The organism is Duncaniella muricolitica (assembly GCF_910574735.1).
In the GTDB taxonomy this organism is placed as follows: domain Bacteria; phylum Bacteroidota; class Bacteroidia; order Bacteroidales; family Muribaculaceae; genus Duncaniella; species Duncaniella muricolitica.
This window is the reverse complement of record NZ_CAJTCF010000003.1, coordinates 61,358-87,388: the sequence shown is the minus strand read 5'-3', so window position 1 is coordinate 87,388 and position 26,031 is coordinate 61,358. Positions and strand designations below refer to the sequence as shown.

The 26,031-nt window shown below is 48.8% G+C and carries 23 protein-coding genes; 4 read left to right on the top strand and 19 right to left on the bottom strand.

Translation table 11 applies throughout. The features are described 5' to 3' along the window. The first annotated feature begins 43 nt into the window (after positions 1-43). Positions 44-415, top strand: coding sequence for a class I SAM-dependent methyltransferase (locus QGT73_RS01220; protein WP_280120801.1), 372 nt, complete (start codon positions 44-46; stop codon positions 413-415). Beyond that, on the top strand, positions 412-3,108 hold the full coding sequence (locus QGT73_RS01215; RefSeq protein ID WP_280121091.1) for a hypothetical protein: 2,697 nt from the start codon (positions 412-414) through the stop codon (positions 3,106-3,108). The genes QGT73_RS01220 and QGT73_RS01215 overlap by 4 nt, the downstream gene beginning before the upstream one ends. Before the next feature lie 117 nt (positions 3,109-3,225). Here the strand turns inward: QGT73_RS01215 and QGT73_RS01210 are convergent, their stop codons facing one another. From QGT73_RS01210 to QGT73_RS01130, 18 genes are all read right to left on the bottom strand, one after another. After that, a complete protein-coding gene (locus tag QGT73_RS01210) occupies positions 3,226-3,783 on the bottom strand; it encodes a hypothetical protein (protein ID WP_280120803.1) in 558 nt (185 codons plus the stop codon). 3 nt (positions 3,784-3,786) lie between these two features. Beyond that, on the bottom strand, positions 3,787-4,299 hold the full coding sequence (locus QGT73_RS01205; RefSeq protein WP_136408605.1) for a hypothetical protein: 513 nt from the start codon (positions 4,297-4,299) through the stop codon (positions 3,787-3,789). 21 nt (positions 4,300-4,320) lie between these two features. After that, positions 4,321-4,863, bottom strand: a complete 543-nt coding sequence (locus QGT73_RS01200) for a hypothetical protein (protein ID WP_280120804.1) — start codon at positions 4,861-4,863, stop codon at positions 4,321-4,323. Between the two features lies 1 nt (position 4,864). Then, positions 4,865-5,455: a DUF6808 domain-containing protein gene (locus tag QGT73_RS01195; RefSeq protein WP_280121090.1), complete on the bottom strand. Its 591-nt coding sequence runs from the start codon at positions 5,453-5,455 to the stop codon at positions 4,865-4,867. Positions 5,456-5,467: 12 nt separating this feature from the next. Next, the gene (locus QGT73_RS17455) at positions 5,468-5,665 is read right to left on the bottom strand and encodes an Acb2/Tad1 domain-containing protein (RefSeq protein WP_482771131.1); all 198 of its coding nucleotides are present in this window, start codon (positions 5,663-5,665) and stop codon (positions 5,468-5,470) included. 44 nt (positions 5,666-5,709) lie between these two features. After that, positions 5,710-6,309 (bottom strand): N-acetylmuramoyl-L-alanine amidase, encoded by a 600-nt coding sequence (locus QGT73_RS01190; protein ID WP_123398039.1) that lies wholly within the window; start codon positions 6,307-6,309, stop codon positions 5,710-5,712. Positions 6,310-6,321: 12 nt separating this feature from the next. Then, positions 6,322-6,771 carry a phage holin family protein gene (locus tag QGT73_RS01185; RefSeq protein WP_280121089.1) on the bottom strand — a complete coding sequence of 150 codons (450 nt, stop codon included), beginning with the start codon at positions 6,769-6,771 and terminating at the stop codon, positions 6,322-6,324. A 19-nt stretch (positions 6,772-6,790) separates the two neighbouring features. Beyond that, positions 6,791-7,111 carry a DUF2279 domain-containing protein gene (locus tag QGT73_RS01180; protein WP_280120841.1) on the bottom strand — a complete coding sequence of 107 codons (321 nt, stop codon included), beginning with the start codon at positions 7,109-7,111 and terminating at the stop codon, positions 6,791-6,793. A gap of 144 nt (positions 7,112-7,255) precedes the next feature. Then, positions 7,256-7,729 carry a hypothetical protein gene (locus QGT73_RS01175; RefSeq protein WP_223301156.1) on the bottom strand — a complete coding sequence of 158 codons (474 nt, stop codon included), beginning with the start codon at positions 7,727-7,729 and terminating at the stop codon, positions 7,256-7,258. 49 nt (positions 7,730-7,778) lie between these two features. Then, entirely contained in the window at positions 7,779-8,153 is a 375-nt protein-coding gene (locus QGT73_RS01170) for a hypothetical protein (RefSeq protein WP_123398035.1), read from the bottom strand. A 260-nt stretch (positions 8,154-8,413) separates the two neighbouring features. Further along, positions 8,414-8,716, bottom strand: coding sequence for a helix-turn-helix transcriptional regulator (locus QGT73_RS01165; RefSeq protein WP_104404450.1), 303 nt, complete (start codon positions 8,714-8,716; stop codon positions 8,414-8,416). Next, positions 8,700-9,035, bottom strand: a complete 336-nt coding sequence (locus QGT73_RS01160; RefSeq protein WP_123398033.1) for a type II toxin-antitoxin system RelE/ParE family toxin — start codon at positions 9,033-9,035, stop codon at positions 8,700-8,702. The genes QGT73_RS01165 and QGT73_RS01160 overlap by 17 nt, the downstream gene beginning before the upstream one ends. A 153-nt stretch (positions 9,036-9,188) precedes the next feature. Then, positions 9,189-17,531 carry a hypothetical protein gene (locus tag QGT73_RS01155; RefSeq protein ID WP_280121088.1) on the bottom strand — a complete coding sequence of 2,781 codons (8,343 nt, stop codon included), beginning with the start codon at positions 17,529-17,531 and terminating at the stop codon, positions 9,189-9,191. Then, complete coding sequence (locus tag QGT73_RS01150; RefSeq protein ID WP_123398031.1) at positions 17,528-18,163, bottom strand: hypothetical protein; 636 nt, start codon at positions 18,161-18,163, stop codon at positions 17,528-17,530. The genes QGT73_RS01155 and QGT73_RS01150 overlap by 4 nt, the downstream gene beginning before the upstream one ends. Positions 18,164-18,176: 13 nt before the next feature. Beyond that, positions 18,177-18,809 carry a hypothetical protein gene (locus QGT73_RS01145; RefSeq protein ID WP_280121087.1) on the bottom strand — a complete coding sequence of 211 codons (633 nt, stop codon included), beginning with the start codon at positions 18,807-18,809 and terminating at the stop codon, positions 18,177-18,179. Positions 18,810-18,906: 97 nt separating this feature from the next. Then, positions 18,907-20,439, bottom strand: a complete 1,533-nt coding sequence (locus QGT73_RS01140; RefSeq protein ID WP_280121086.1) for a hypothetical protein — start codon at positions 20,437-20,439, stop codon at positions 18,907-18,909. A 27-nt stretch (positions 20,440-20,466) separates the two neighbouring features. Further along, a complete protein-coding gene (locus tag QGT73_RS01135) occupies positions 20,467-20,625 on the bottom strand; it encodes a hypothetical protein (RefSeq protein ID WP_168182050.1) in 159 nt (52 codons plus the stop codon). Continuing rightward, the gene (locus QGT73_RS01130; protein WP_123398028.1) at positions 20,625-21,365 is read right to left on the bottom strand and encodes a hypothetical protein; all 741 of its coding nucleotides are present in this window, start codon (positions 21,363-21,365) and stop codon (positions 20,625-20,627) included. The genes QGT73_RS01135 and QGT73_RS01130 overlap by 1 nt, the downstream gene beginning before the upstream one ends. A gap of 132 nt (positions 21,366-21,497) precedes the next feature. Between QGT73_RS01130 and QGT73_RS01125 the strand changes: the two genes are divergently transcribed. Together QGT73_RS01125 and QGT73_RS01120 are read left to right on the top strand one after the other, a co-directional pair. After that, positions 21,498-21,929 (top strand): hypothetical protein, encoded by a 432-nt coding sequence (locus QGT73_RS01125; protein WP_123398027.1) that lies wholly within the window; start codon positions 21,498-21,500, stop codon positions 21,927-21,929. Further along, positions 21,904-24,027, top strand: a complete 2,124-nt coding sequence (locus QGT73_RS01120; RefSeq protein ID WP_136408611.1) for a terminase large subunit — start codon at positions 21,904-21,906, stop codon at positions 24,025-24,027. Before QGT73_RS01125 ends, QGT73_RS01120 begins: the two co-directional genes overlap by 26 nt. A 1-nt stretch (position 24,028) precedes the next feature. Here QGT73_RS01120 and QGT73_RS01115 read toward each other — a convergent pair whose 3' ends face one another. Continuing rightward, positions 24,029-25,960 carry a portal protein gene (locus QGT73_RS01115; protein WP_280121085.1) on the bottom strand — a complete coding sequence of 644 codons (1,932 nt, stop codon included), beginning with the start codon at positions 25,958-25,960 and terminating at the stop codon, positions 24,029-24,031. Between the last annotated feature and the right edge of the window lie 71 nt (positions 25,961-26,031).

Here is a 26,031-nt window from a genome sequence, read left to right as displayed (position 1 = left end):
CAACTTAAAGTGGGCACCTTAATCATTAAAACTAATTTTGCCAATGATGAAAAGTATATTGCCCAACTCGCGTAAGCACGACATATCATTCCATGCCTCCGGCAAGATTGATATATCAGCACATATCGCCAAGAAGCTGTCACTTGCTCCCGGTGATGTGATTGACATCGCGCAGGGGTGTGGCGAAATGTATCTATATGTTAAACTCCGCTCCGGCAATTATGCCGGCCGGCACGATGGTCGAGTGTGGGCGACTGCTAACGGTAAGGGAACATTCCGCACTTGCTCTAAGGCTTTGGCGACCGCCATGCTTGTGGCCGCAGGTGTCAATGATAGACTGCGCTGTCCGTGCGGTATGGAGATTGAACGTGACAACACCAAGTACATAACAATCATATACCGTTGCTCACTATGATTAAAGATATTAAATACAACGGCTACACATCTCAACCGTCCGACTACGAATGCTCGGACGGTCAGCTTGCAACATCGCTCAATCTCATCAGCGAGGACAGCCAATTGAAGCCACTTCTGCAACCGATACCAACATCTATTGGCCTGTCTGCTTCTCAAAAGGCTGTCTACATTCACGGAACATCGGCATACAAGCACTATATCCTTTTGGAAGGAAAAACGGTTAGTTGGCTCGACAACTCAACCTATGGAGATACGGCCTCAACACCAACTGTCCTACGCTCTTTCTCCGGGGTTGATATTTATCAGTTCAGCTCTATTGGTAATACCTTGCTCATTCTCTGTTCTGACGGTATGCACTATTTCCTTTGGAAAGGTGACACGTCCGGCTATTTGTATCTCGGCACCTCCATGCCCGAATGTTCACTTTCGTTTGGTTTGCAAGGTGAAATGAAACGAACAGACGAGTTTACCATAAACTACAGCATACACAAGAACAATATCTTTTCTGAGTTTGACGATACTCAGAAAACCAATATCACCAATCAAGTCTTAGCCAAGATAAACAAATTCATTGCTGAGGAGTCTACACAGAAAGGCAAATTCATATATCCTTTCTTCGTAAGATATGCGTATCGCCTGTATGACGGTTCTCTGACCCGGCATTCAGCACCTATCCTTATGATATGTAGCTCCGAGAATACACCTCGTGTATTTTGGTTCAATCTTCATGGCAAAGACGACACATATACAAGTGCTGTTCTTCGTGTCGTTGCTCCTGTGCATACTCTCGACTACGCGCTTAAATCTGACTTAAACTCGCTTAAAAATTGGAGCGACATTATTAAGTCGGTGGATATATTCATTTCCAAACCTATCTATACATATGACCAAAACGGACAATGCGAAAAGTTTATCAATGGCGGTGAGGACTTATCGAGCTTCAGCGTCTGCAAGCACACAAACCAAGCTGCAAGCACGACAACATACCCTCTGCGCTATCAGAAAAACAACTTTGGCAAACTCTATGCATTTACTTTTACCCCTAATAATCTTTCTTTGCGACCCGGAGGCGTGTTGGTGACTCCCAAACGTAGTGCAGACGCAGTTAAGGAAGATATACGCAGTTGTTCGCAATTCTATTTCCTGCATAGCATACGTGTTGAGGAACTTAAAACAGGACGTACCATTATACCGGTTAAGGAGGACTATCTACAATCGCTTGTAACTCGTGAGGTAATGACTGACGATTACGACAGCCACGATAAAATAATACCGCATCAAGCGTTTGCCTACAACTCTCGCCTTAATCTCTCAGGTGTAAAAAAGCAGTTGTTTCAAGGTTTCGATGGTTTTTCTTTATTCAATTATTCGGACGGATATGTTGCTCATTGGTCCGATGCGCCACCAACAACTATTGATAGAACTGTCGGTGTATTGGTGGCCGTCTACATCAAGCAAGACGGCAAGGACATCATTGTATATGGCACTTCCGGCTCTTGTGGGCATGAGGCTCCGTTACTGTTCTTTTATTATCCGAATGTCAATGCGTATAAGGCGGTGATTATCCGTACAGATTATTTCGATATGGCGCACCTTGTTGTCCCGTTGGAGCCTCACGGCTTTCTCAATGGCTCGTTCTACTTCGGAGGTTGGGACGAACCTGCCGGAGTTTCACAAGGTAGACCGCCGCAATCATCAATTGCAGACCGCACTATTGATGTGTTCAATAAGGTCTATACGTCCGAGGTGAATAATCCGTATATCTTCCCGTTGCTCGGCATAAATACCGTGGGCACCGGGCGCATTATGGCAATATCGACAGCGGCCAAAGCTCTCTCTGAGGGTCAGTTCGGACAATTCCCACTATACGCCTTTACTGATGAAGGCGTTTGGGCTTTGGAAGTATCATCTACCGGATCATATTCCGCTCGACAGCCTATTACGCGCGATGTTATTCTTGAAAATACTGAGCCTCTACAAATGGATAGTGCGGTTCTCTTTGCAACCGACCGAGGCATTATGCTTATATCCGGCTCACAGACTCAATGTATAACCGATGTAATCAATGCGGAGGAACCGTTCAACGTCCTGCAACTTCCCGGCATGGATAAATTACACTCCATGCTTGGCCATGATGCAGACACTTGTCTGCCGACTGCTCCGTTCTTGGATTTTATTTCCGAATGTGGTATGCTCTATGACTATGTGCATCAACGTGTGATTGTCTATAATCCCAATTACACTTACGCATACGTCTACTCTCTAAAATCAAAGGAATGGGGCATGATGTATTCCACCATTGAGGCCGGTATCAATTCTTACCCGGAGGCATTGGCTGTAGACCATAATGGGGCGCTGTTGAATTTCTCGGCCATGCAAGGAGTGGAAACAAAAGGTTTGCTCGTTACTCGTCCGCTCAAACTCGAAACACCCGACATTCTCAAAACAATGGACACGGTAATTCAGCGAGGACACTTTCAGAAAGGCAATGTGCAAGCCGTCCTCTATGGCTCTCGCGACCTCTACAATTGGCACTTGGTATGGTCGAGCAAAGACCATTACTTGCGCGGCTTCCATGGCACACCTTACAAGTATTTCCGTATCGCGTGTGTCACTTCGCTGTCAGCAACAGAGAGCCTGTTCGGAGCCTCGTTGCAGTTTACTCCACGTCAGACCAATCAACCAAGATAACATAGGTTTTAGTTTTAGGTAGAAAAGATTGTTATTAACAAGAGAGCCGGGGCGCGTGATGCGTCTCGGCTCTCGTCCTTGTCGGGATAGTTCCAGGTTGCCCCGGCAAGTAATACGTTAGAATGGGTGCGAGGGTCGCCTCAGCACTCCTGTACGGCTGTTCTTGATGCTGTTGATTTCCTCCTGCGCCTCCAACGCTTTTTCAAGCCAGTTACGCGCGGCTTCGGGGTGCGTGATGCTCAACCAATCATATATCACACGAGTTACCATAAACTCATGGATTAGTTTGTTGAGCAGGTGCAGGGTGGTTCGTGACATCGTGGCCGGCACTTTCATGACGATTTGGTAATCTTCGGGTGTCCACATTCGGTCACAAATAACTTCGTCGTCAATCGGCTCCTGCTTTGTGTAGGGATAAAGCATTTCAACGGCTGCGGCATGAACGACCCCTAAAATGCGGTTCACCCTATCGACATTGCCCTCCTCGCCGATTTCAACGAGGGTGTGCTGTGCGTGTTGGTTTTCCTCGCCCCACACATGCCCCTCGATATAGGCATAGTTCTTTATGTCGTAAAGCAACTGCGCACGATGAAACACCAACGTCACATTCTTTGTGGCCTTGCTGTCCCCGGCATCTGAATTATAGCAGTCCTCGCTGCAACCGATATGATACATGGCTTAATCGTTATAAGTGGGACGTGTCGGCCTTTCGCGCTTGTACAGGGCTTGCTTGGCTCGGTCGAGTGCATCGGTGGCAAGGTTGGAGTAGTTCTGCGCGTCATTCGGGGAGGTGATTACAAACCACTCCGAAAGAGTGCGGTCTACAATATACTCGTGGAGCATACCGCCAAGGCTGTCACATGCCGAGTTGTTGAAATTTGAGGGGAGCAAGAAAACAAGCTGTAGCTTTCCTCCGTCCTCGACCGTCTTGTTTATGCGGTTATTGGAGGTAGAACCGTCCTCATGCAAATACTCTCCGAGTTCCACTTTCAGATGGGAGAAAGCATTGCTGATGGCACGGAGTATCTGATAAGCGTGTTCATCGTCCTCACTCGCTTGCATATACGCAGTGGCACGGTAGTCCTTGCCTTCTGCGTTTCGCGCTTGGCCTGTAAGATGCGACTTGTTCATCACGTCAAACTTGATTTCTTTCGACTCAAGCGTTACTGTAATGGTCTTTTTCTGTTCCATTGTGATGTATTATTTATTAGTTTAATCATCGTAGGTGGGACGTGTCGGCTTTTTCTTATACACGGCCTTGCGGTGAATATCGTCAAGGAGAGTGCTTGCTTTGTCAGCATAATCACCGGCTTCTCCTTTGTTTGTGTAGACGTACCACTTGGCTACTATGCTCTGCACGAAATAACTGAACAGGCTGAGTCGCATACTCGGCAACAGAGCCTCGTCAAAGGATTTAGACACATCAAGCCTCAATTCGTAATGCTGCCTTTGCAAAATGGGAGGAAGTGCGGCAGAATTGGGTGCTATGGGGTCTACAGGGAGAACAGGGTCTACAGGTGGTGTGACGATAGTATCACGCACCATTCCCTCAAAAGTGACAAGGCCGATAAGTTCTTGGCAGATGTCCGCTCGGCTTTCCTCCCAAAATCTTTCAAGGTGGTTCTCATCCTCATCAACAGTAGATATGCGGTGCAGAGCATTTTCGTCATTGTCCATCTTGCCGCCGGTGTAGGCGGTGGTGACTGCAATCTCCTGCATCACATCTTCCTTATTGATTGATAGTGTTATCTCCATGTCAAAAACTGATTATTGAATAAGTTACTCCGACACCTATATACGGCTGAAAGCCCTTTGCCCCATAGCCATAACCGGCTGTTATTCCTATGTGCCAACGCTTGGGAGGCTTCCATTCTCGTTTGGTGATAATTGTTGTTGGTGCAAATACTCTGATGCTGTCGAGCCGTGGGTCTACCGGGCCGCTCACCCATGCTTCATAAGTGCTGTCGGCATAGTGTCGTTGTGTTATCGGGAGTTCCACGATTGCGCTGTCTTGGCTACATCGGGGTTCGCCTCCGGCGCCGACGCCATAAACGGTAGAGTGAATTATGCTGTCCTCACAAATACTGTCCTTGTCGTCACGTTGTCGAGGTTCGCCTCCTACACCTCCACCGAGGAAACGATATGTCGGTAGAGTATAACGGTGTGTGCCTAACGCCAACTCCGACTGCGGCATCGGTGCGTAGTACGGAATGGTGTCCACGGTCGTTTCCTTTGTTTCCGTCACGGTGCCGGGCGGCTTCTCCGTGCGGTCTTTGCCGATGATGAACCCGGCAAGGAATGCTGTCAGTCCTGCAAGTGCTAACAGGATATAGTGTTTCGTTTTCATGACTTGTTGATGTTAGAGTTTGAGGCCGTCTGCTGTGGGTTCAATGGTAGAACCTGTAGAGGGGTCTTTACTTGACGGATAAGGGTTGTCACAGTTCAGACGTTTCAAATCCATGCCGAGCCACATTACACCCTCTTGGAGTTTGGTAATGGCAAGGCTGCGCTCACGAGAGGCAGGCAGTTCCTTAACTCTTTGGACAATCTCGTCAATGTCTTTACGCAGTTGTTTATTAGCAACTATTTCCGTTTCTCTGTTCAGGATTTGATAGTGTTGATGTACTGAATGATTGAATTGACGTGCAGGGTTACTATCGCCTGTTTGCCCTCCTCGGAAAGCAGAAACTTCACCTCCTCCTCATTGTCTTGGAAAAGGTTCTCGGTCAGAACCGCCGGACAAATGGTGTCGCGTGTCATTGCGAGGGATTGAACCCAATATTTTTCGGGCGGCACACAACGGTTGCCCATAAGCCCCATGTCGGTGGCATTCTCCGTGAAGATTTGGGCAAGTCGTTTGGAGTTGGAAGATGCGTTCTTGCTGACCATGACGGAAAAGCCGGAAGCAGAATGCCATTGGCCGTCTGCCCCTGCCGCATTATTGTGTATTGACACAAGCACTACGTTCTTGGTGCCGAGTTTTTGCGCCCAACCATTGGCCTTGCGCACACGTTCTTTCAGAGGTGTATCGGTTTTCTCCGGCACAAGAAGTATAGTATCAATGCCGCGAAGCGTCAATTCCCTGCTTACGCGCTGAGCAATCTCGCGGCAATAGACGTATTCTTTCAGACGATTGTCGGGACTATGCTTGCCGCCGGTGATGGGCGGGTCGCCATGTCCGTTGTCGAGTAATACTTTCATATTCTATGTGAGTTAATGATGCGCTGAGTCGTTATTACTTGCGCTCAATAGGTCAAATATCCTCTGAGCGTCTTTTTTGTCTACTGCCGCGATGATGTCATTGAGTATTTTAGGCACATCACTCATGTGACTCTTTCGCCGGTTCGCGTGTTCAAACATACTCTTCGCTTCAACGACAATAAGCCCGGCACCGAACAGCACGGCCACAAAGGGCATGATGTAGAACGAAAAGAATATACCGAGGCAGTCCACGAGAAAGCCAATCATGATAAATCGCCAATACTCACTCATCTTGGCAATGGTAACTCTCAACTTGTGGGAGTGTACGCGCTGATGCGTCTTTTTCGCCGTGTGTACTCCGTCCCAAAGGTCGAGCATAATAGCTGCTATCACCAATATGCACACGGCAAGGAACACCCCAACGAACAGGTAGAGTTTGTTAAGTGGTACGATTGTTCCCATGTCTGTGTTGTGTTATGGTTTATTCGATGAGGTTGCTGGCGATGTCATGCCATGTGTAGTAGTTGGCAAGGAAAGCAAAGACGGCACCCACAAGGCAACCGACAATATCCCATGCCAAATCCCACACGCAGAAATGATTTCCTTTCTGTTTGCTGTCTTTTACCTCTTTGTAGATGCCGAAAGCGAAAGCCACGGCAAAGGCAATGACGGCGGCAATGATTGCCGAGGAAAAATGAATGAACGACACAAGCACACCGATAAAGGCGGCGATTACGAACTCACAGAAGACGTGGAGCTTCTTGTCGCTCCCGGTCTTGTCATTGCAAATTTTCTTTGTCATGATAATTAACATTTGGTTTATACTATGCAAAGGTAGGCCGTAGTCGGTTCTCGCTCTCGTTATCTTTTGAGTTAGACAAAAAGAGAGCCACGGCTGCGCAGTCCGTGGCTCTTAATCGCATTATATGAAATCCTAACTTAGCGTTCAAAATCCAAACGTGGCTGGGGTAAGGTCGTCTTTTTCATTCCAACCTGCGGCCAGTGTGTTATTAACGTGTTGTGCGGCGAGTTTACTGAATGCCGCAAACTCCTCCTCGCTGACAAAGGTGTAATAGATAGGCTTGCCGTTGGAGTCCTCGTTTATCTTTACCGTGCGAGGATATGCTTCTGAGGTGAGCCTCTCCATCATCATAAAGTTGCGTTGGTTTTCGTCAGACAACCATACGCGCATACCATTCCATATAAAACCGTTTATAATAGTTTCTTTGGTATGCTCGTTGATAGCTTCAACCAACACAGCCTCCACCTCCTCCCATGTAGGTTTATGGTCAAAGGTATAGCGATACTCATAAGTACCTCCATGCTCATCGGAGTATAGTCCGTAAAAGAGCGTAAAAGTTCTGCGGCCTACTTTTTGTAAGCCGTCCTGCCTTACCGGTGTGCCGTAAATCTTATTCATATGGCAAAGGTAACGCTGTATTCCGCGATTGTATCTTTATCTTTTGGGCTTATGTAAATTTTGGCAACGTCTTTCCGTCATAGTAGTCCATGACAATAGTTGTTTCAAAAGGAAATCCGTCCTCGATGTCACTTATTTGGTCGAGGATATTCTGCATCTCCTTGCTTGCCGTGAAAAACTTGTTGAACGTACCGTCCGCAATATTGCGGAAACTTACAAGGTAGCGACCATCGCCGTGTGCAGTTGTGAGGTCTGCCTCGTAATCGTGTATCTCAATCGGTGTATTCGCTATGCTACGAATTGGAACAACCTTGCCCGGAAAACGCTTTTTGCCGTCCTCCGGCTTCCATTGTGAAATGCTTGGAGCCTTCCGGTCCCGTGGAGGTCGCCTAAGCGACACTCCACTTTGTAAGGTTATTGTCATTTTTCGGCTTTCCAAACTTGCCGTGTGAGGCCTATTTGCTATTGCCGAGGCTCATACCCTTCGCGGAATGCGGTGACAATCTCGTTGTCTTGCAGGGTCACACGATTTAACCTTAGTAAGTTCAGACGAGCGCCGTAGTTCGTGTTCGAGTTCGAGCAAGCGTTATTCGCGTTCGCATAAGCGAGGCCGCTGTTCGCATTCGAATTGTTGCCCGACCGCAAAACAACGCGGCTGTGAGGGTAGTCCGCCTTTATTTCATTTTACATAAGTGGTCGCGCAATCTCCACTTTGAGTCCAAGCGCGTCCATGATACGGAAGAAAAGTCCAACTCCGGGTTCAATCGCACCTTTCTCAATACGTGAAATATAGGTTTTGTCTGTGCCTACTTTCTTGGCAAGGTCACTCTGAGTCATTCGCTCCTGTTTCCTTGCATCAAGAATAATCTGACCAACACAATAAGCGTAAGCCTCACGATGGAAAGCATCACGTTCGGGTGTACCGACCTTTCCGTATTTCTCATCAAGTATGGCATCGAAGCTGCCAATGTTACTTTTTGTCTGCATAATACTCCTTTTTTAGTTTCAAAGCCATGTTGATTTCCGACTCCGGTGCTTTTTGTGTTTTTTTCTGATAGCCATTCAGAAGCATCACTATGTTGCCTTCATCGAAAATGAAAAATGCCCGGTAAATATTGCCGTTATGCGATGCACGGATTTCATACACGCCATCACGGATGAACTTCACGAACCTTTCATTAACACGCTCTTGTATTTTGAGCATTCCAAGAACATAATCAATTTTCTTCTGCGCCCCTGCTTCAAGAGCACGGTAGAAAGAGATGAAATAGTCCTTATAAAACAATATCTTCCGTTCTGATTTCATAACGCAAAGTTACAACAAAAAGTTGATATATCAATCAACTTTGCCGAATTATTTTTCAATCACGACTCGCTTACGCGAGATTGAAAGGTGCAGAGCTGGGGCTATGCCCCAGCTCTGCACCAAACGAAAAGGACGAGCGGCGAGAAGTCGCTGTTACGAGAGTACGATTAGTCGCCCTCGGAAGGCCAGACGAGCGCCGAAGTGCGTGTACGAGTACGAGCAAGCGTAATTCGCGAACGCACAAGCGAGGCCGCTGCTCGCACCCGAACCGTGGCCCGACCGTGAAACAACGCGGCTGCGAGAATGGGTGTACCAATAACCTGCGCAGAACGAAACAATATATTGGCTTGTGTCGCCGATGGTGCGCGAGGGTAGCACATCACATTTTGCTCCGTGAACGAGGCGTACAACACAGTTACCGCCGCCGGAGGTGAGGCATTGTACGATGCGTTCCTTACCTGTAATCGGGTTGAAGATATGCGCGACACCGTCAATCGGGAATGATGCAACCTCAACGCCTTTGTTCTTGAAAAACTCTTTGAAAGAAGTCACATTGAGCGCGATGTTGTCCATCCATTCCGAGTCGCAACCAACATAGCCTTTAATACCGAGTATTGAGTTCCACACATTACCGCTACTCTGTGTGTCGGCCATGCCTATGTTATCGGCTTGGTTGAGGAGTCCGTCATGCTGTCCTCGACCGACAATGCTCTGTTCATCACTATGACCATTCAATGCCCACCACAAGATTGAAGTTTCCTTGTGCTGCTCATAATCTTGGAGCTGATAGCCTTTACCTCTGAGCCGTGCAAGGTTTTGGAAATCTTTCATGCAGTAGTTGATTGTACCTGTAGGTAGCTCTATAGCGTTACCTTCATCATCATAAAGCCAGTTTGGATTTATAGTCGATGTGCCGGTGCCTCTGCGTGAACGGCCACTGCTGATACTTCGGGGTAGGCCGAGGCCGTCAATGGTAATCGGGTATGTACCGAACACCGAACCGTTCTCAATTTCCTCGTTGAGAGCTTTAGGAGATTTAATTTCTGTCCATTCCGGCTCAATGGCTTCAATACTTTCGCTATCCACCGTGTGAACCTCGCTCTCATCAAGGTCTTTGAATGTGGTAAAGTAGAACCACTTCGCGCCCTGCGGCACTTTTTCAAATATGTAACTGCCAATTGTGAAGTCGAAGTTGGTATTACTTACTGCCATTTGGAACACTCCGACAACATTGCCGTCTGCATCAGTGAATACACAGCCCATTGTCTGATTGTTCATGCCCGGCCAACGCACCTGCTTCATGCCCTCAACATCTACGCGGTATACATTGACATTTGAGCCTTGCCCAAGGAGGTCTGCCACATTCATGCCGACAGTGGTGTCTGCATCGACATACACACCTTGACTTTCTGAATACAAAAGGTCGTCGAGGCGGTGTATGTTTCTGACGTTAGCCGTTGATAGCGGCTCGTTGTCACAACTTGACCACACATAGTATTTGTCTTGGTTCTTGTAGTCGTTTACACCCTTGTACCATCCATGCCCGAGTAAGTGCATGATGTCGTAACCGGCACCGGCCACGTCTGCAAGGTCAATCTCGCTGCCGTCAAGCATGAAATTGAAGTTGGCACGGCTGAGGCGGCGCAGTTCAAGACGCTGTGCTTTGGCATTGTAGTCTGCTCGGCAAGCCCATGTGTTTTCAAAGATGCGCAATGGGTGTCCCGACCGCTTATAGGCAGCGGAGAACAAAGCACCGGTGAGGTTATCGAGGTTGCCCCATTTTTCACCCGGTGCATCTACCACATCTGAACATTTCACCAATGAGAACTGCGAGTTGTAGAGGTCAAGCGCAGGGAAGTAGGCTTTAAGGCTGTTAAGACCTGCCACTCCGTCCACATCGTTATCTTCTATCAACTCTGCCAATATCCAACGACCTGTGAGGCCGGAGCATTGTTTGCCGATACCTTCAACGGTTTTGTCGGCGGCAATGTCGTTGCCGTTCTCATCGAGGCCGAAAGCATTGGTCGCTTTCAACGAGCGCAGAATTTCAACACTTGCGGTGATGTTCACATCGCGTAGGCCGATACTCTTGATATGTCCTGCTTCGGCTACGATGTTCTTAATCATAGCCATTGCATCAATCTTCGGGCAACCGCTAATCATGAGCTTGGTTACATTGCTCAGTCCTGCAATCGTCAGCCCTCCCGGATAAGAGAGATTAGGAAGATTGACAAGAGAGATTTCGGTCATGGTATCTGGCAGTTCCAACACGCTAACGGGCGATGTCTCAGCAACGGAGCAGTTTTGCAGAGGTGTTCCTGTTGCTCTGATTATCTCTAATCGAGGACAGGTGCTTGCATCAATGCTTGCTACGGTTGTGTTGCGCACATCAAGCTCTCGCAGGAACGGCAGAGAGCCGAGGGGCATTGAGCTGATAGGTACGGCGGAGCCGATTGAAACGTCTTGTCGGTTCTCGCTACCGATTACAATCTTCTCGGCGAGAGTCATTACTTGGAAGTTGAAGCTGCTGTCAAGGCTTATCTCACTAAGGTCTATCTCTGCAATTCGGTCGGCTTGGTAGATGTATAACAGAGCATACTCCGTGTGACTGAACTTGGTAAAGTAATGTTCCTGTCCTGCTTCGAGGAACACAACCTCGTCAAGTTGTCCGCTTGCATCGTGGCCGACACCAAAGTAGCCGGTCTTTGCGGCCACTATGCGGATACGTGCATTGCTGCTTGCGCACGATGTACGACCGCTCAATACTCCGCTGAAGAATTGGCCTGTTTGATAGTAGCCGTCACGGATGCGCCAACGCTGTTCAATGAACTGCGGCAGAGCTGTAAGCCCCAAACCTTGCAGAGCATAGAAGTATATATCATCGCTTTTGACAACGCTTTCAATATACTTGCGTTCTCCGTCATAGGAAGATATGAGCTTCTTCCAAAATTTCAGACGCTTCTCTACAAAGAAATACTGCGCACCCTCCGGAGAGAACGGTATCATGTCTACACCGTCCACGTTGGTCTTTGCTGAGCGCATTGCGGCCGCAACTGTTTCGAGTGAAAGTTGCTGATTTCCGCTGTGTGTCGCATCAAGATAGACGGTAGGCACAATTGCCACGTTGTTGAACAGGATTGAACCGTAACCGGCATACGGATTGACGTAGTTGTCGTCCGTCATACGGTTGGGGTCTGCTTCCGGGTCTACGGTGCAACCACCGTCATTGTCCTTACCGTTGCAGGTGTCGCAGTCATAGACCTTGTTGAGATACATTCTAACCGCGTGTTCGGCAGAATAGACACCATTGGTAACGCTCTGACCGTCCTCCAAGAACCACATTGGTTGCATATTCTTGGCGCGTTGGTCGGTAGCGGCAAGGTAGTCGGTAAACAGCGTGTAGGCATAGAGGCTCTGAGGTGATGCGTACTGCCACAGGTCGTTTTTCCAATTATTTACCTTTGTCGTGTTCTCGACAATCTGCCAACGGTTTTCTTTGCCATCAACAGCGGCAATCATGTCGCAGTCATGGCAGAACCTCAGCATACGGAATAGTTCGTAAGGTACTTTTCTACCATACGCAAGGTCAATCTGCAATTGGTCGTCATCGACCATGCATTCAAAGTATTGTGTCCACTTCGGGAATGTATCCGCCGAAACGTCACCGCTATTAACGAGCTTCTGAACCCAAGAGGATTTATCGGCCTCCATTTTCATCATGTCGTCAATACTCGACACACCTTTCCACCAACAGAAACCTTGATAGGACAGCAGCTCAAAGCCGACTACCGGGTTCAACACATCGCCGGTAACAACCCATTGGCCGCCGACCTGCTTCATGGAGCCGGTGCTACGTTGCCATGCTGTACCGTTGTGGCGCATAAACGCATAGTCACGTCCGCAGTATTGGCTGAGCAGGTAGACAGCATCGGTGTCTAATCCCTCAGTCGTCTTAAAACGCGCTTCAATCTGCGAGAGCGTTTCATCACGGCGACCAAAGAACTCTATGAAGTCGCCATAGTTAAGACAGCCCTTGTTATAGCCAGGGGTGTCTTTGAAACCGAGTGCAAGCTGTTCGCCTTTGTCCTCTTTCCAATTGCCCTTTGCGTGGAACCACGCATCGGTAAGCTGTTCATTGGTGGAGCGGAAAGCGGCAATTGGGTGGTTCTTGGTGGAGTGGTCCATCTTGCAACCCTCAATGTGCAGGTCGCCTTTGGTGAACGTACCGTCATAGGCTCTTTGTGCAGGTGTCTGATAGGCGCTGCCCATAGCCTTGAACGTGTTGTTCATCATGTCGCACACACCACAGTCATTGGCATTGCTACTGTCGGAGTAATCTACCTTGACGGTAATAATCTGTACCGGGATTGCATCGGGACGCACAAGCACAAAGTTCTTTGCGGCAAGGGCAATGGCTTTGCGCCCAAGTTCTGTGTTCTCGTTGGGGTTAAGAAGCGTGATGACAATCTTGTCGGCCTTATTCACCGGCTTGTTGAGATAGAAGCGGTCATTCTTGATAGGTCGTTTAGCTGATGTCGTTCCCTGTCTGCGCCATTGAACATTTGTAGCCTTGAAGTTCAGCTCCGGGTATTCGGGGTTGAAGTAGAAAAGCGTACAGGTGAATTTTGTGGAGGTGTTGGTATCTCCGTCAAACTCATCAAACACTTTCTGCGGCGCAACTACAACATAGTACGGCATACCCTTAGCTTTTAGTTTGTCGAGGCTCGGACGGTTGATTGTGTCAAGAACATCTTCGCTCTCAAACTCGGCTATCATCGCATTTACATCGGTCAGTTTGGCAAGGTAGTTATTGAATGCTTGCGACCACTCATAGTAGCTCTCGTATGCCATGACGTAGTAGAGATAAAAGTCACCCTCTCTACCGTCAAGCATGATGGGGGTATTCTGAGAGATTGCATTTTGTCCGGGGATATAACCCAAACAAGCGACCTCCTCACCATTGAGATACATCTTGATTGTGGAATACTTTTCGCTTCCTCGTTGGATTGCCCTGCTTGCAGGTTCAACGACCACGGCCATTGTGATTTTCTCCTTACTGCGGAACTTGCGCTCTTGCCGCTGATGCTTCACACCTTTGGCGCAGTATATGCCGGCCACGTTGCCTTTCACATAGAAGCCGGTGCCGGTGGCAGGGTCATAGGAGTGCATGAGCAATGCGTCCTTGTCCTTGATGTTGTCAGTAGCAAAGGAGAATTGGATTGCATTACCCGCGCTTTCGTTGGTCTGCTTGGAGTAGAGATAGTAAGGGATTGTAGCCCTCATGTTCTCCGCGATACGGAAAGCGTTTTGACCGAGATAGGAAACGAAGCCATTTGTGCGCCAATTTGCGCCGGTGACGGCCATTGTCACACCCTTGTCGGTAATCGTCTTGTCCACGTCCGCATTTGTGCGCAGGGCAAAGTCATAGCCGAATGCGGCACCGCTCTTAATCTGCACATCAATTGCGCTTCCGTCTACCGTGACAACTATCGGATGGCTATTGCCTGTGTGAACTTTGCCGTTGGCCTCAGTCCATCTGCCTTCAGCAATAAACTCGATGTTATCGCCGTTGGTATATCCCTGTATCTGATACTTAACGGAATAGGTCGAGGACGAAGCGGCATTGAACGTCTGAATTGTTTCACCGTTGGCCTTTACTGACACCTGCGTGTTTCCGCTTACACTTGCCGCTGTGTATGCGGCCACTTGTAGATTTGCGGTGTCATAGAGCGCAACAGTACTGTTCAATTCATCGTCAAAGGTCTTTGCATCGTAGTGGATAGAAACAATCGGCTCGGTTGTCTTTGAGCTATCCACACACATGATAGACGTGTAGACGTAGTTGCCGGTTACTTTTGCTTGAGGTGCGTAGCCATGAATACGGAGCAGGTAAGAGCCATGTTGCATTTTCTCACCACCGCCAAGAACATTGCTCGGATTGATGCTGATGTCCTGCGAGAATGTTTTCTGAATGTTCGCACGGCCAAGTTCGCGCCATTCTCCATCCCAAAGGATTTCAATGATAGCGTCAATACCACCACCTGTTCCACCGAGTGTATTGCGAGGGAATATGTAGAAGCTGTTAAGAGTTGTCATACCTGCACCTGCCGACACACGACACTCATGCAGGGCTTTGGAGATTTCAACAGTCACGTCTACGCAGTTCACACTAACGTCTACGCGGCGCACATTGCCCTCTTGGTCTTTTACAGCCACAACAAAGCTGCGCTGTCCGGCTCCGTCAAACCAATCAGTAAAATCAACCGAGAACTTAAAATCTTGGAGAGTGGCCGAACTACGTTCGTTGGTGAGGATTTCTGTTTTAAGCAATACACCTGTGTTGGCATCGCTCACAGAAATTTCGGTGATGTTATTGACAACTTCCTCCTCGCCCATGCGCGTTACGCTTCGGGCAGCGAAACGGCCTACAATCTTGCCTCCGGCGGCTCCATAGATTGTCTGACTCTCAAATCTGACAGCGAATGAGGTTGCATCGGTGCTTCCACCTCCACCGCCGAGAGGAACTGTAAGAGGACTACCGATTGGCTTGCGTTTGGCATTGACCGGCTGATAGGTCTTGGAATTGCCGTCCTCGCTGAAACTTTCCTCGAAGTCTACGATTATACGCTCGTATGCGCCGCCGGTACTGAAAGCGTCCGTGCCTCCATCGGTCGGCACATCGTTGGCAACGAGGTCGGTGCCGCCACCGCCGAAGTCTTTCCATGCCTCGGCATTGTCAGCACTCGCTTTGTCAAGAAGTTGCTTGGCTTCCCAAACGTGTTCACCTGCATTGATGCAATATGTGATTACAAGGCCGTCCTTGAAGTAGTCGATACCTTTGCTATCACACAGCTTACGCAAGGCGGCGACGGCGCTCAGTAGAGAATACTCGCTACTGCCGGTCTGCTCCTTGCAGAGTTCATTGATGTTGAGAATTGTTTCTTCTCCTGCACTCTGTCCGGCTACATCAAGCCAATTGTCAAGATTGGCATAACTGTCTGCATCATCGCTGAGGCCGATGTATTGGAATGTGCGCCAACCTTTGGCACTTGCGGCAAAGGTTATTTGCACACCAATACTTACAGCACCTTTCGCAATGGCATATTCGATTGCACTCTGCTTGGTGTCGTATGTCGGAGGATTGGAGGGTAGCTCATCGCCGTTGGCAAGTCGGGCGGCTGTTACGTTGTAGCAATTGCCAATAGACGAACCGTTGCCGAAGGCTTTCCAATTATCATCCGCGCCAATGCCGTTGTCTGGGTCATTGCCCACAAATTGCATAGCTTTCCAACCGACTTCACTATCAAGATATGTAACAACGCTACCAGGTTTAATTACTTCTGTAACGTTATCAAGGTATGTTGCGACATCGGAGAATGTCATACTGCCGGTTGTTTCAAACAGCTCGTTGATATTGACAAATGTGGTAATTGAAAATGCCTTTTTCAGCCGCTCGATATTTCCCGCGTTTAGTTTGCCTTTATCCCCGGGATAAGCCGTTGAGGAGGTTTCACCAAGAGCAAGGTCAGTTCCGGTAACTACCATTTTGCTACCGCTCCAACGATATGACTTGTTGTTGGTCTTGTCTACATACAACTTGTCGCTTGCAGGTATCCTGCCGTTTAACGAATTTTCGCCGAAAGAGTCTGCATTATACCAATTGCTGTAATAATTGGCTGTAATGTCTAATCTGTGAGGTTTTGCTATAAAGCAGCCTGTAACGCTGTTAAACATCACATCTACCTCTCCCGTAATTGACTGAGCTTCGGGTGTCGCAACAATAGTCACAAAACCGTCAAATTCTTTGACATCATCCATCGCACCAGGTATGAAGCGAGTTGGAATGAGGCCATTGTCGCCAATGGGGGCTATGCCTCCTGGTAGACCTTTGCTGTCAGTAATGGATTTGATTGCGGCTGCGTTCTTGGATATGGAGGAGTCATGTACATCAACACGACCTTTTAGTGTCGCGATATTGCCTGTGTTGGTGTTTATACCATTGCCGAGTGTTGTCTGCTGTGTCTTTATACCGCTGATTTCAGTGTCGTGTGCATCAACTCGCTTTTCAAGACTTTCGTGCTGACCGCGCAAAGTAGACAAATCCTCTCGGAGATTATCAACCTGTTCATTGTCCACAACAATCTCATAAAGTTTGTTGATAGGCTCACACACCCAATCACCACCACTGCCGACATACATTCTGAACAGAGCCTTGCCCTGCTGAACGGTCAGTTCGAGGTCTGCAATGTCTTTGTCCGATGCGGAAACACCGGCAAACCAACCGTCATGCGGTTGCGGGTAAGCTTCGCGCAGGGCAGCAACGGACGCAAACAATCCTTTGTTCACACCCTTGATGTTCTTTGCTTCAAGCCAACCCTCAACTATTAGGTCGTGGCCTATACGGGCATTGCCCTGAATGTTGGCATCGCCTCCGGCCGATACATTGCGCCCAACCGCAAGATCACCGTCTATTTGTTTTGTTGGAATTGAACTCATTGTAGTGCTGTTTTAGAAATTTCGGAGAGCGCCGATGATTTCTCGGACTCGCCTAATGTGAGTAATACTAATGACGCGGCAGCATAAACCACGGCTGTGTAACAGCGTTCACAGATGTCTATACCCTCATCGCGGTCTATTTTCGGATAAGGGAGATACTGCGCTCGGCGCACATACGCTCTTTCGCTTTTGCAGGAGTAGAACTCCAACGCGCGGCCTTCGGGTCGTATCGTGATTACGCAGACCGGCTTTTGTGCTGTGCCTCGCAGTGCTTTTATGCGCTGACGTTGCAATGCATATTCGGGGTCTGTGGTGCTTATTGCCGTGAATACAGCTTTCTCCCAATCGCTCATTTCAAAGACGATAAGGCGCATGAAGTCATGCGGCAACAGAACCCAACCGCTTTCGAGGTCGCCCCAATATATGGCATCGCCGAAATTGTGACCCTGTTCCAAAAGGTATGTCGGTGCGTTTGTATGCACTCTAACAACAGCTTCCAAAATCTTGCTTCTCACAATATCGTCAAGCGCAAGAGTGTCTATGTCGTCAGTCTGCAACAACTGCTCACTCGTCATATTTTGGTCGAGGCATACGCGCACATCGCGCATTACATCGTGAATGTTATATACCATAGCGTCATGTAGTTTATTCTTCTACGCTTTCGCTCTCGGTGCTTTCGCCGCCGTTAAGGGTGTCGAACTTTGCTGCGCCAACGAACTTAACACCATGCTCTGATGCGGCTTTCTGCGCGGCATCGTAGGAGCGGACTTTGTAGGAAGAAATGTTGAATTGCTCTTGCAGGTATGCCTGTGCGTCTTGGAGGCAGCTTGCTTCAACGATTGTGAGGCCGTCTGCCGCCTCATCGTTTGCGACTTCTTCGGCTGACGCTGTTGCTTCCTCGGCGGATTGTTCTGCTTCGGGGACAGGAGCCGGTGCAAGGCTTTTGGCCTCCTCGACTTTGGCCTCAACCTCGGCAGGTGCAGGCGCAGGAGCTTCGGGAGTCGGAGCGACTGTTTGGGGTTTAGGTGCCGGTGCTTTGGGCTTCGCAACATCGGGCAATGCGGTTCTGCGCAAAAGAATGATGCGACCTTCCTTGAAATAGGTGCTTTGCTCAATCACTTTCTGAATGAAAGGATTGGCCGTGGTGTACTCGGCAGGAGTAACACCATACGAAGTAAGCGCTCCGCCGGTGAAATGTACCCTTACAGTAGCGGCTCCGGCTTTAATCTGTGCGACCCAATCAACAAGTCGGGGTGCGCCATAAGTGATTTTTTCCATTGTCTTATATGGGGTTTGAGATTTGTTGAATGAAAAAAGTGGCGGTAAGGCGTTGGCCGCCCTCCGCCACTTTTCCTGTTTAATTTGATGATACGGGTTAGTCTGCGATGATTTCACCTGTGAACTCTACCCAACCGCCTGTTTCACCCTTGTACTGCCACATCTGACCGTTCTGTGCGGCGGCATTGATGCCGGGGCAGTCCTGTGTGAGCAGATATACGCGGCCTTCAACGAGGTCGGCACCGGCAGGAGCTTCTTCGCTCTCCCAAATGGTGTAGGTGGTGGCACCGGCATTTGCCTTTTCGCCCTCACCGTCAATCCAAATGTGACAAGCACCTTTGAGTGCGAGGCCGTCCCACACAACGATACCCTTGCGAGTAGCTTCTTCGCCCTCCACACGGTCGTTGAACTCGTGCTGCTGCGAGTAGATGTAGTGGACGAGGCGGTCTTCGCCTATGAGGGCGCCGGAGTTGGAATAGCCGAGAGTGTCAAGAGTAGGCTCACGCTTGATGTCGATGTCGCCGAACACGGTGTGAATGCTTGTGACAGTCCAACCGATAGGGTTCGTCTTGGTGACAATCTGAATTTCCTTGTGCTTGCTGAAGTCGATGCACTGCAATTCTTCAAGGAGGTTCTTACCTGCAAGGAGCAGGGCGGTCTTGGGAACATCTTCGCCGGTGAAATACATCTTGGCAAGGGCAATGAGCTTCTCGTAAGTCCATGAACCTGCGTGCTGCAGTTCGCGCTTGAACTGCCAACGGATACCCTCGGTGAAGTAAACCATCTGTTCGCCGAGCTTGGGCACCTTGACAGGGAGCTTGCCTTTGATACCCGTCCACAGGGTGCGATTGCCGGCACGCTTGAAATTGAGGATTGCCTGTTCTGCGATGAGGCTCTGCGTGAACGGAATGTGCTTCTTCTGTGCCTCGAAGTAGTCGGAAACAACTTGGTTCATGCCACGCTTCTGAAGATATACAATAGAGGGGCGAGGCACGATGAGGTCGGGGTCTACTTCTTTCTGCGTTTCATACATCGCATTGGCGAGAAGTTTCACCTTTGAACCGGCAGGAATAGCAGGAGTTGTGCAGAAAGCATCGGTCTCGTTTGTTTTCGGACCATTGACTGCACGAACTACGGGGTTGTCGGTGGTTGTGTCACGGCCTGTAACAAAGAGCATGAGGCTCTTGCCGGGGGTAACGGTCTTGCCATCGGGAGCATAGCCGTCCACATCGGGGACGAGAAGTGTGTGATAGTCGCGCGGAATGTTTTGGTCGCTTGCCGCAAGGGGAAGTACGAACTGAGCCTTTGAACTTGCTGCGACTGCGGTGTCCGTTGTGAGGGAGCTGCGCTGTTCGTCAATCATGAAGTGTTCAACTTCGGGGCTGTTGACCTTGACTTTCTTTGCTTTGAGCATAAGCGACATGAGTGCCGTGTCCTCGCTTTGGAAGCGGAACAGTTGGTCGTCAATGTCTGTTTCTACGAGATTGCCTGGTGCTATGCCGCCTGTTGCGCCCGCTACAGTGCTGACGGTAGTGGCTTGACCCGGTGCTTGGGACTGCACCCCGGCTGTGCCGGGAGAGGTGGGAACTGCCGCTCCCGAACCTACAGTTACGTTTTCGATTTCTGCCATAGCGTTATAAAATTAAATGTAAATTGTCTATTTATCGGTTGATACTATGTTACCCGGCTTGATGCCGCCTGTTGCTGATGCAAGATTGCTGACGGTTGTCGCGCATCCCGGAAGCTGCGTTTTCAGTCCTGCACTACCTTTGGTGGGTTGCAGAGGCTTTTCGACAAATTTGATATGTTCACCCATTATCGCGCTCCGTCTGCAATGTCAAAGATTGAACCTTTATCACGAGAGGGCGCAGGTGCATTGTTGGCTCCGCCCAAAGTCGGAGTGCCGTCACCGCGCTTAGGCTTGCGAAGCTTTGCCTCAGCTTTGGCATTCTTGCCTCTGATTTCGCCCTCCTCACTTGCGGCGGCGATGTCTGCATCGTGATTGATAGCTTTGAGAGCCATGTCGATTGTTTCGGGTTTGATGATACCGATTACAGCGTCATTCGTAACCTCCTTAATCCAATCGGCGGCAGCGTCTATCTGCTCATCGGTAAGACCGAGTTCCTGCTGTTTCTGCTCAAGCATAGCAAGGGTGGCTTTCATATTCTTTTCCCACTCCTCTTCAAGTCCTTTCTGCTTGGCCATGCGGTCGATGTATTCTTTGTTGCTTGCAGAATACTCGTCCATCTTTGCAGGGTCATCGAGCATTTCCTTTACACCGTCAATGCCGATACGGTTAATGAGTGACGTCCACGGGTCTTTGCCCTGCGCCATGTCCGTAATGAACTGAGCGCTGTGGGGGTCATTCGCAAGCATATCAGTCAGCTTGCGTTCGCGCTCCTCGTAGCCCGATAACTTGTTGTCATATTCGTCATAATCGTCACTGATTTGGCCGAATAAGGCTTCATCATCGGCATACTCTCTGTCGGGGTATTTCTTTTTCAGTCGTTCGCCAAATTGGTCACGTCTGCTCTTAACTTGCTTTTCCTCAGCCATAGTTTCAAATTGATGTTACATGGGTGTTTAATCTATGGCAAAGTTAAGGGTGTTAAATGGGTCGGCATCGTTATCTTTTGAGTTGCTATGTTGTATCTTTGTATTGAGTTTAATACCTTAAAGTGCAGCGCAATGAAGTCCTTCGGAAGTGTTTTGGCCTTTACTCGCGAACGCAATGCAGCGTTGCTAAAGGCATATCGAGAGCAGGTAGATGCAGCGAGTTTTGTTCGGTTGAACGAAATCGGCGAGAAGATTGTTAATTCTCCTTCTCCCCGGTTTTGGGTATCAGAGGAACGTGCGGCTGCGGTGGTGTCTGCTATTATGCGAGGGAAGCCGGTGTTGGAAACGATGCGCCCGACAAAACGAGAAATGTTTGAGGAGATACACCGCAGGGTAATGGCTCTAAAAGAACAGCACCCCGATTGGCACCTGTGTCAGTTGGTCTTTAATGTTGTCAATTCTCCCGCACCCAAATTCTATATGGAGGTTTCATCAGCACTTGAAAGGTTATTCAAAATCCGCAACGGCTGGTACGACAATGGAAAAGGAAATTACAGTTTCTAACATAGTCGCTGAGAATGACAAGCGCCGCGATGAGATGTTTTCGCGGTTCAATCCTATCACCGGCGAGGGTTCTGTCGGTAAACGTGTCTTTGTGCATATACAGGACTTTCCCATGCAGTCACAATGGTTACCTGCTTCAATGGCAGAAAATACACTTGTCAAGGCACTGATAAAGAACAATGGTATAGACGGCCTCCTGCGCAATGATATGGGAGTTGATGAGCCGACTCAAGAGGACAGGGAGGCCGTTATCAATACTTTTGTTAGACTCCGCTCATTGCATGATTTTCCATTTTGGGCTGCGACTTTCGTCTACATCAAAAACAAGGAGGTCGGTCAGCCCGACTGTCTTTTCCGTTTGTCATACCCTCAACGTAGGTTCGTTGAGATGCTTGAACGTATGAGGCTTGCAGAAAAGCCAATACGAATAATTCTGCTCAAAGCACGACAATGGGGAGGCTCTACAACATCACAGCTTTATATGGCATGGTTGCAACTCATTCATCGCACCGGCCTCAACTCTCTAATCATATCCAACTATAACAAAGGTTCTGAAACAATCAAGGGTATGTTCAAGAAGATGATTGAGGCTTACCCTGTGTCGATGCTCCATGAGGCAGGAGATACATACTCCGAGAACGAGGAAAAACTTGTCGGTGTAGGTCGCTCCGGCCTTACTCAGCTTGTGCCACAACGTAACGCAACAATTTCAATAGGCTCTGCCGAGTCGCCGGACTCATGTCGTGGTGGTGACTATGCTCTTGTGCATCTTTCTGAGGTCGGTTTGTGGAAAGCGACTGACGGCAAAAAGCCGGAGGATATTGTGCGCTCTGCCTGTTCGGGTGTCCTGTATCGACCTTATACGATGATTGTATATGAAAGCACGGCCAACGGTGTAGGTAATTTCTTCCATAACGAGTATGTTGCAGCCAAAGACCCGGAAATTAAATCTCAGTTTGAGCCTCTGTTTATTTCGTGGTTTGACATCGAGCTGTACCAACTTCCATTTGAGAATAAGGAGGAGTTATATAAGTTTGCTACATGGTTGTACGACAATAGGCTGAACGGCTCTGCGCCCTCAGACCGCGAGGAGTGTGGCAAGTATCTTTGGTGGTTGTGGGAGATTGGTGCTACATTGGAGGGCATTCATTGGTATGTTGAGGAACGAGCAAAGTATCACGACCACGGTTCAATGGCTTCCGAATATCCGTCTGATGATGTAGAGGCATTTGTAAACTCCGGCTCTGCTGTATTCGACAAGTATTGTGTGGAGGCTCTGCGGCCGACTACAAAGAAGCCTCCTCGCTATGTGGGCGACATATATGCGCACGGCGATGAGGGCGAGGACGCTCTGCGCGATTTGCGGTTCAAGGCCGATGCACAGGGTATGTTGTGGGTTTGGAATTTGCCCGACCCTGTTAATCCTAATGACCCGGAGGAGGTGACAAACCGCTACCTTACTGTCGTGGACGTTGGCGGTCGCTCCAATAAGGCCGACTGGTCTGTGATTGTGGTATTCGACCGTCTGTTGATGATGGACGGTGGCAAACCGTCTGTTGTCGCTCAATGGTACGGCCACATTGATATGGACTTGTTGGCATGGAAAGCTGCTCAGATAGCTGCGTTCTACGACAACTCCCTGCTCGTCATTGAAAGTAATACGCTCGAAACACACGATAAGGAGCGCAACGTGGACGGCGACCAATCCACGGCTATACTCAATCAGATAAAAGACATCTATCCAAACCTGTATGCTCGCAAGCAATCAGAGGACGCGATTGTTCAAGGCTTGCCTGTTCGTTATGGCTTCCACACTAATGTTGCCACTAAGCCGATGATTATCTCAACGCTTGTGAAGGTTATACGTGAGGGTCTTTATATTGAGCGTGACAAGCGTTGTATTGACGAGTTTTTGAACTATGAGAAGAAGCCTAACGGTTCTTTCGGAGCAAAGGCCGGTACTCATGACGACTTGCTTATGACACGAGCAATAGGCCTGCACATCTGTTTCTATGAAATGGAACTGCCGCAAGTCGTAACTCGCGGCAGCAACAATCTGAAATATGTTCCTAAAGTTGTATCGGCGGCTTCATTCTAACCTATGCGGTTTGCGCTTGTGGCTGACCTCCGCGCATGGCACCTTGCAGTTGGTTTACGGCATTCATATTTGCGCCCTGCTGTGCCTGTGCTATAAGTTGAGGTGATACACCCTCCGGCACCTGTCCGGCTTCCAACTGCTCTTTCTGCGATTGGATAGACTGCAACAACTCGTCTGCGAATGGGAAATTTCCGGCTTGTAGAAGTTGCTCCAACGAGATTGCTTGCTGTTGCCACAACTGCATAAGGAAGTCGTTTGCCATAGCGCGATAAGCAGGTGTCGCGGTACTCGGCACGATTGAAAGGTCAAACTCAACATCGCGGATTTTTCGGGGGTCATACTCAATCTGAGTGCCTACGCGACCGGCAATGTTGAATACTCTCTTTTGGTCGTAGAACTGCTGCATATTCTTAACGTCCTTATATGCGGCATCGCGCACAAACTCGCTGAACGTGTCGAGCAGGTCAAGCAACGATGTGGTTGCATTCTGTGTCTGCTGATTGTAGAGCGCCGCAGACATTCCTGCATATCCGGGTTTGCCTTGCAATGCTCCATTCACACCCGATATGTCCTCAAAGAATTTGAGTTGTAAGTTGAGCAATTCGTTAATGCCGATATTGGTAGAGTTGGCTTGAACCTGTTGAGGCAGGTCACGGTGGTTCTTTGACGGAGTGTAGACAATAACACCATCGTGGCGGCTCCACATATCTGCAAAGTCCTCCGGCGACATTCCTTTTGGAATACAGTCGCTCGGTATCATCAACACACCTTTGGCCGATGCTCTCATAATCCAATCGTAGAGGGTTATGAGGCGGTTGGTGTATCGCTGTTGGTCGATTACATCACTGACAAACGAATGTATCTCGCCGTCAATGAAAGGATATGCCTTGAAAACGTATGGGTGGCTCTTGTGGTCGTATGGTGTTTCTCCCTCTTTCAGAATATCGCCAAATGGTGTGAGGTAGTAATAATACCAAAAAGAGTCCATAAACCACTCGGCACGGATTAGTGGAATATCTTCCTGCGGCATACCTGCTGCCAACCCCTGCATGATGCGCTGTGTGTTTTCTTCCACTACCATTTCTTTATAATCCTCAAGCTCAATCTTGAATATATCGCCGTTGTTATAGTCATGACACCAATAGCGAGGTTTTGTTTCTTTGCGCCATACCTCAATCACACGGCACCGGCTTTCATCACGCGGCACAAGAAAATCCATTTCCGGGGACTGAGAGTAACCGAACTGTTCCCACGCTTGTGTCAGAACAATCTTTTCTCTTGCAGAACGGTATATCTGTGCGAGTTTCGCATAATCGGTGGGGGATTTGGCGAACTCATGACACACATCCTCGAAGCTGACATCATGTATTTCTCCTACGCAGGAACAATCCCATGTGCGGAAATCGCGCATATTGTTGTCGATGAAAAAGTTGTTGGGCTGAACATATTCCGTCCAACAATCTTCTTTGTCATTCATGCGACCGAACCATTTGCGGTGAACAATCATACCGGAGATTAAAAACTCCTCCATAGTTCGCGCATACAACTCGGTCATGCGGTTGAGCTGCATATTATATTGTAATACCGTGGACATCGTTTCAGCTAATTTCTGTTCGTCACGGTCACGCGCATAACAGGTCGGCTCTGTCGCTTGACTTCGATACACACCGATAACATTACGCACAAGTCGGCGTATGAGGTTATTCTTCAGCGGTATGTTGCCCTGCTTCATAATGTACTGCTCCTCGGTCATCTTCACTCCGTTCACACAAACTATGTCGCTCCATTGGTCGCCGTAGTTATATCGCTTATTCCGCTCTCGTTCACGGCGAAAGCGGTGCATATTTTGATATAGGGTTTGTGCTTGCAACAGAACATCAGTAGCCCTGCGCATATCATCGCCCTGCGCCTGTGCCCTTGCGATACTATCCATATCTTCAACACTCGCAGGGCGAACTTTGCTTAATCTGTTCAGTTTTATTGCCATGTCTTATTCGGTGAATG

What these genes read in the sequence shown, in the direction of transcription:
- QGT73_RS01145 (WP_280121087.1), bottom strand. Translation starts at nt 18,809, where the DNA reads ATGGAAAAAATCACTTATGGCGCACCCCGACTTGTTGATTGGGTCGCA.
- QGT73_RS01180 (WP_280120841.1), bottom strand. Translation starts at nt 7,111, where the DNA reads ATGACAAAGAAAATTTGCAATGACAAGACCGGGAGCGACAAGAAGCTC.
- QGT73_RS01150 (WP_123398031.1), bottom strand. Translation starts at nt 18,163, where the DNA reads ATGGTATATAACATTCACGATGTAATGCGCGATGTGCGCGTATGCCTC.
- QGT73_RS01160 (WP_123398033.1), bottom strand. Translation starts at nt 9,035, where the DNA reads ATGAAATCAGAACGGAAGATATTGTTTTATAAGGACTATTTCATCTCT.
- QGT73_RS01220 (WP_280120801.1), top strand. Translation starts at nt 44, where the DNA reads ATGATGAAAAGTATATTGCCCAACTCGCGTAAGCACGACATATCATTC.
- QGT73_RS01205 (WP_136408605.1), bottom strand. Translation starts at nt 4,299, where the DNA reads ATGGAACAGAAAAAGACCATTACAGTAACGCTTGAGTCGAAAGAAATC.
- QGT73_RS01115 (WP_280121085.1), bottom strand. Translation starts at nt 25,960, where the DNA reads ATGGATAGTATCGCAAGGGCACAGGCGCAGGGCGATGATATGCGCAGG.
- QGT73_RS01185 (WP_280121089.1), bottom strand. Translation starts at nt 6,771, where the DNA reads ATGGGAACAATCGTACCACTTAACAAACTCTACCTGTTCGTTGGGGTG.
- QGT73_RS01210 (WP_280120803.1), bottom strand. Translation starts at nt 3,783, where the DNA reads ATGTATCATATCGGTTGCAGCGAGGACTGCTATAATTCAGATGCCGGG.
- QGT73_RS01170 (WP_123398035.1), bottom strand. Translation starts at nt 8,153, where the DNA reads ATGACAATAACCTTACAAAGTGGAGTGTCGCTTAGGCGACCTCCACGG.
- QGT73_RS01200 (WP_280120804.1), bottom strand. Translation starts at nt 4,863, where the DNA reads ATGGAGATAACACTATCAATCAATAAGGAAGATGTGATGCAGGAGATT.
- QGT73_RS01215 (WP_280121091.1), top strand. Translation starts at nt 412, where the DNA reads ATGATTAAAGATATTAAATACAACGGCTACACATCTCAACCGTCCGAC.
- QGT73_RS01155 (WP_280121088.1), bottom strand. Translation starts at nt 17,531, where the DNA reads ATGAGTTCAATTCCAACAAAACAAATAGACGGTGATCTTGCGGTTGGG.
- QGT73_RS01135 (WP_168182050.1), bottom strand. Translation starts at nt 20,625, where the DNA reads ATGGGTGAACATATCAAATTTGTCGAAAAGCCTCTGCAACCCACCAAA.
- QGT73_RS01130 (WP_123398028.1), bottom strand. Translation starts at nt 21,365, where the DNA reads ATGGCTGAGGAAAAGCAAGTTAAGAGCAGACGTGACCAATTTGGCGAA.
- QGT73_RS01125 (WP_123398027.1), top strand. Translation starts at nt 21,498, where the DNA reads ATGAAGTCCTTCGGAAGTGTTTTGGCCTTTACTCGCGAACGCAATGCA.
- QGT73_RS01140 (WP_280121086.1), bottom strand. Translation starts at nt 20,439, where the DNA reads ATGGCAGAAATCGAAAACGTAACTGTAGGTTCGGGAGCGGCAGTTCCC.
- QGT73_RS01165 (WP_104404450.1), bottom strand. Translation starts at nt 8,716, where the DNA reads ATGCAGACAAAAAGTAACATTGGCAGCTTCGATGCCATACTTGATGAG.
- QGT73_RS01175 (WP_223301156.1), bottom strand. Translation starts at nt 7,729, where the DNA reads ATGAATAAGATTTACGGCACACCGGTAAGGCAGGACGGCTTACAAAAA.
- QGT73_RS01120 (WP_136408611.1), top strand. Translation starts at nt 21,904, where the DNA reads ATGGAAAAGGAAATTACAGTTTCTAACATAGTCGCTGAGAATGACAAG.
- QGT73_RS01195 (WP_280121090.1), bottom strand. Translation starts at nt 5,455, where the DNA reads ATGAAAACGAAACACTATATCCTGTTAGCACTTGCAGGACTGACAGCA.
- QGT73_RS01190 (WP_123398039.1), bottom strand. Translation starts at nt 6,309, where the DNA reads ATGAAAGTATTACTCGACAACGGACATGGCGACCCGCCCATCACCGGC.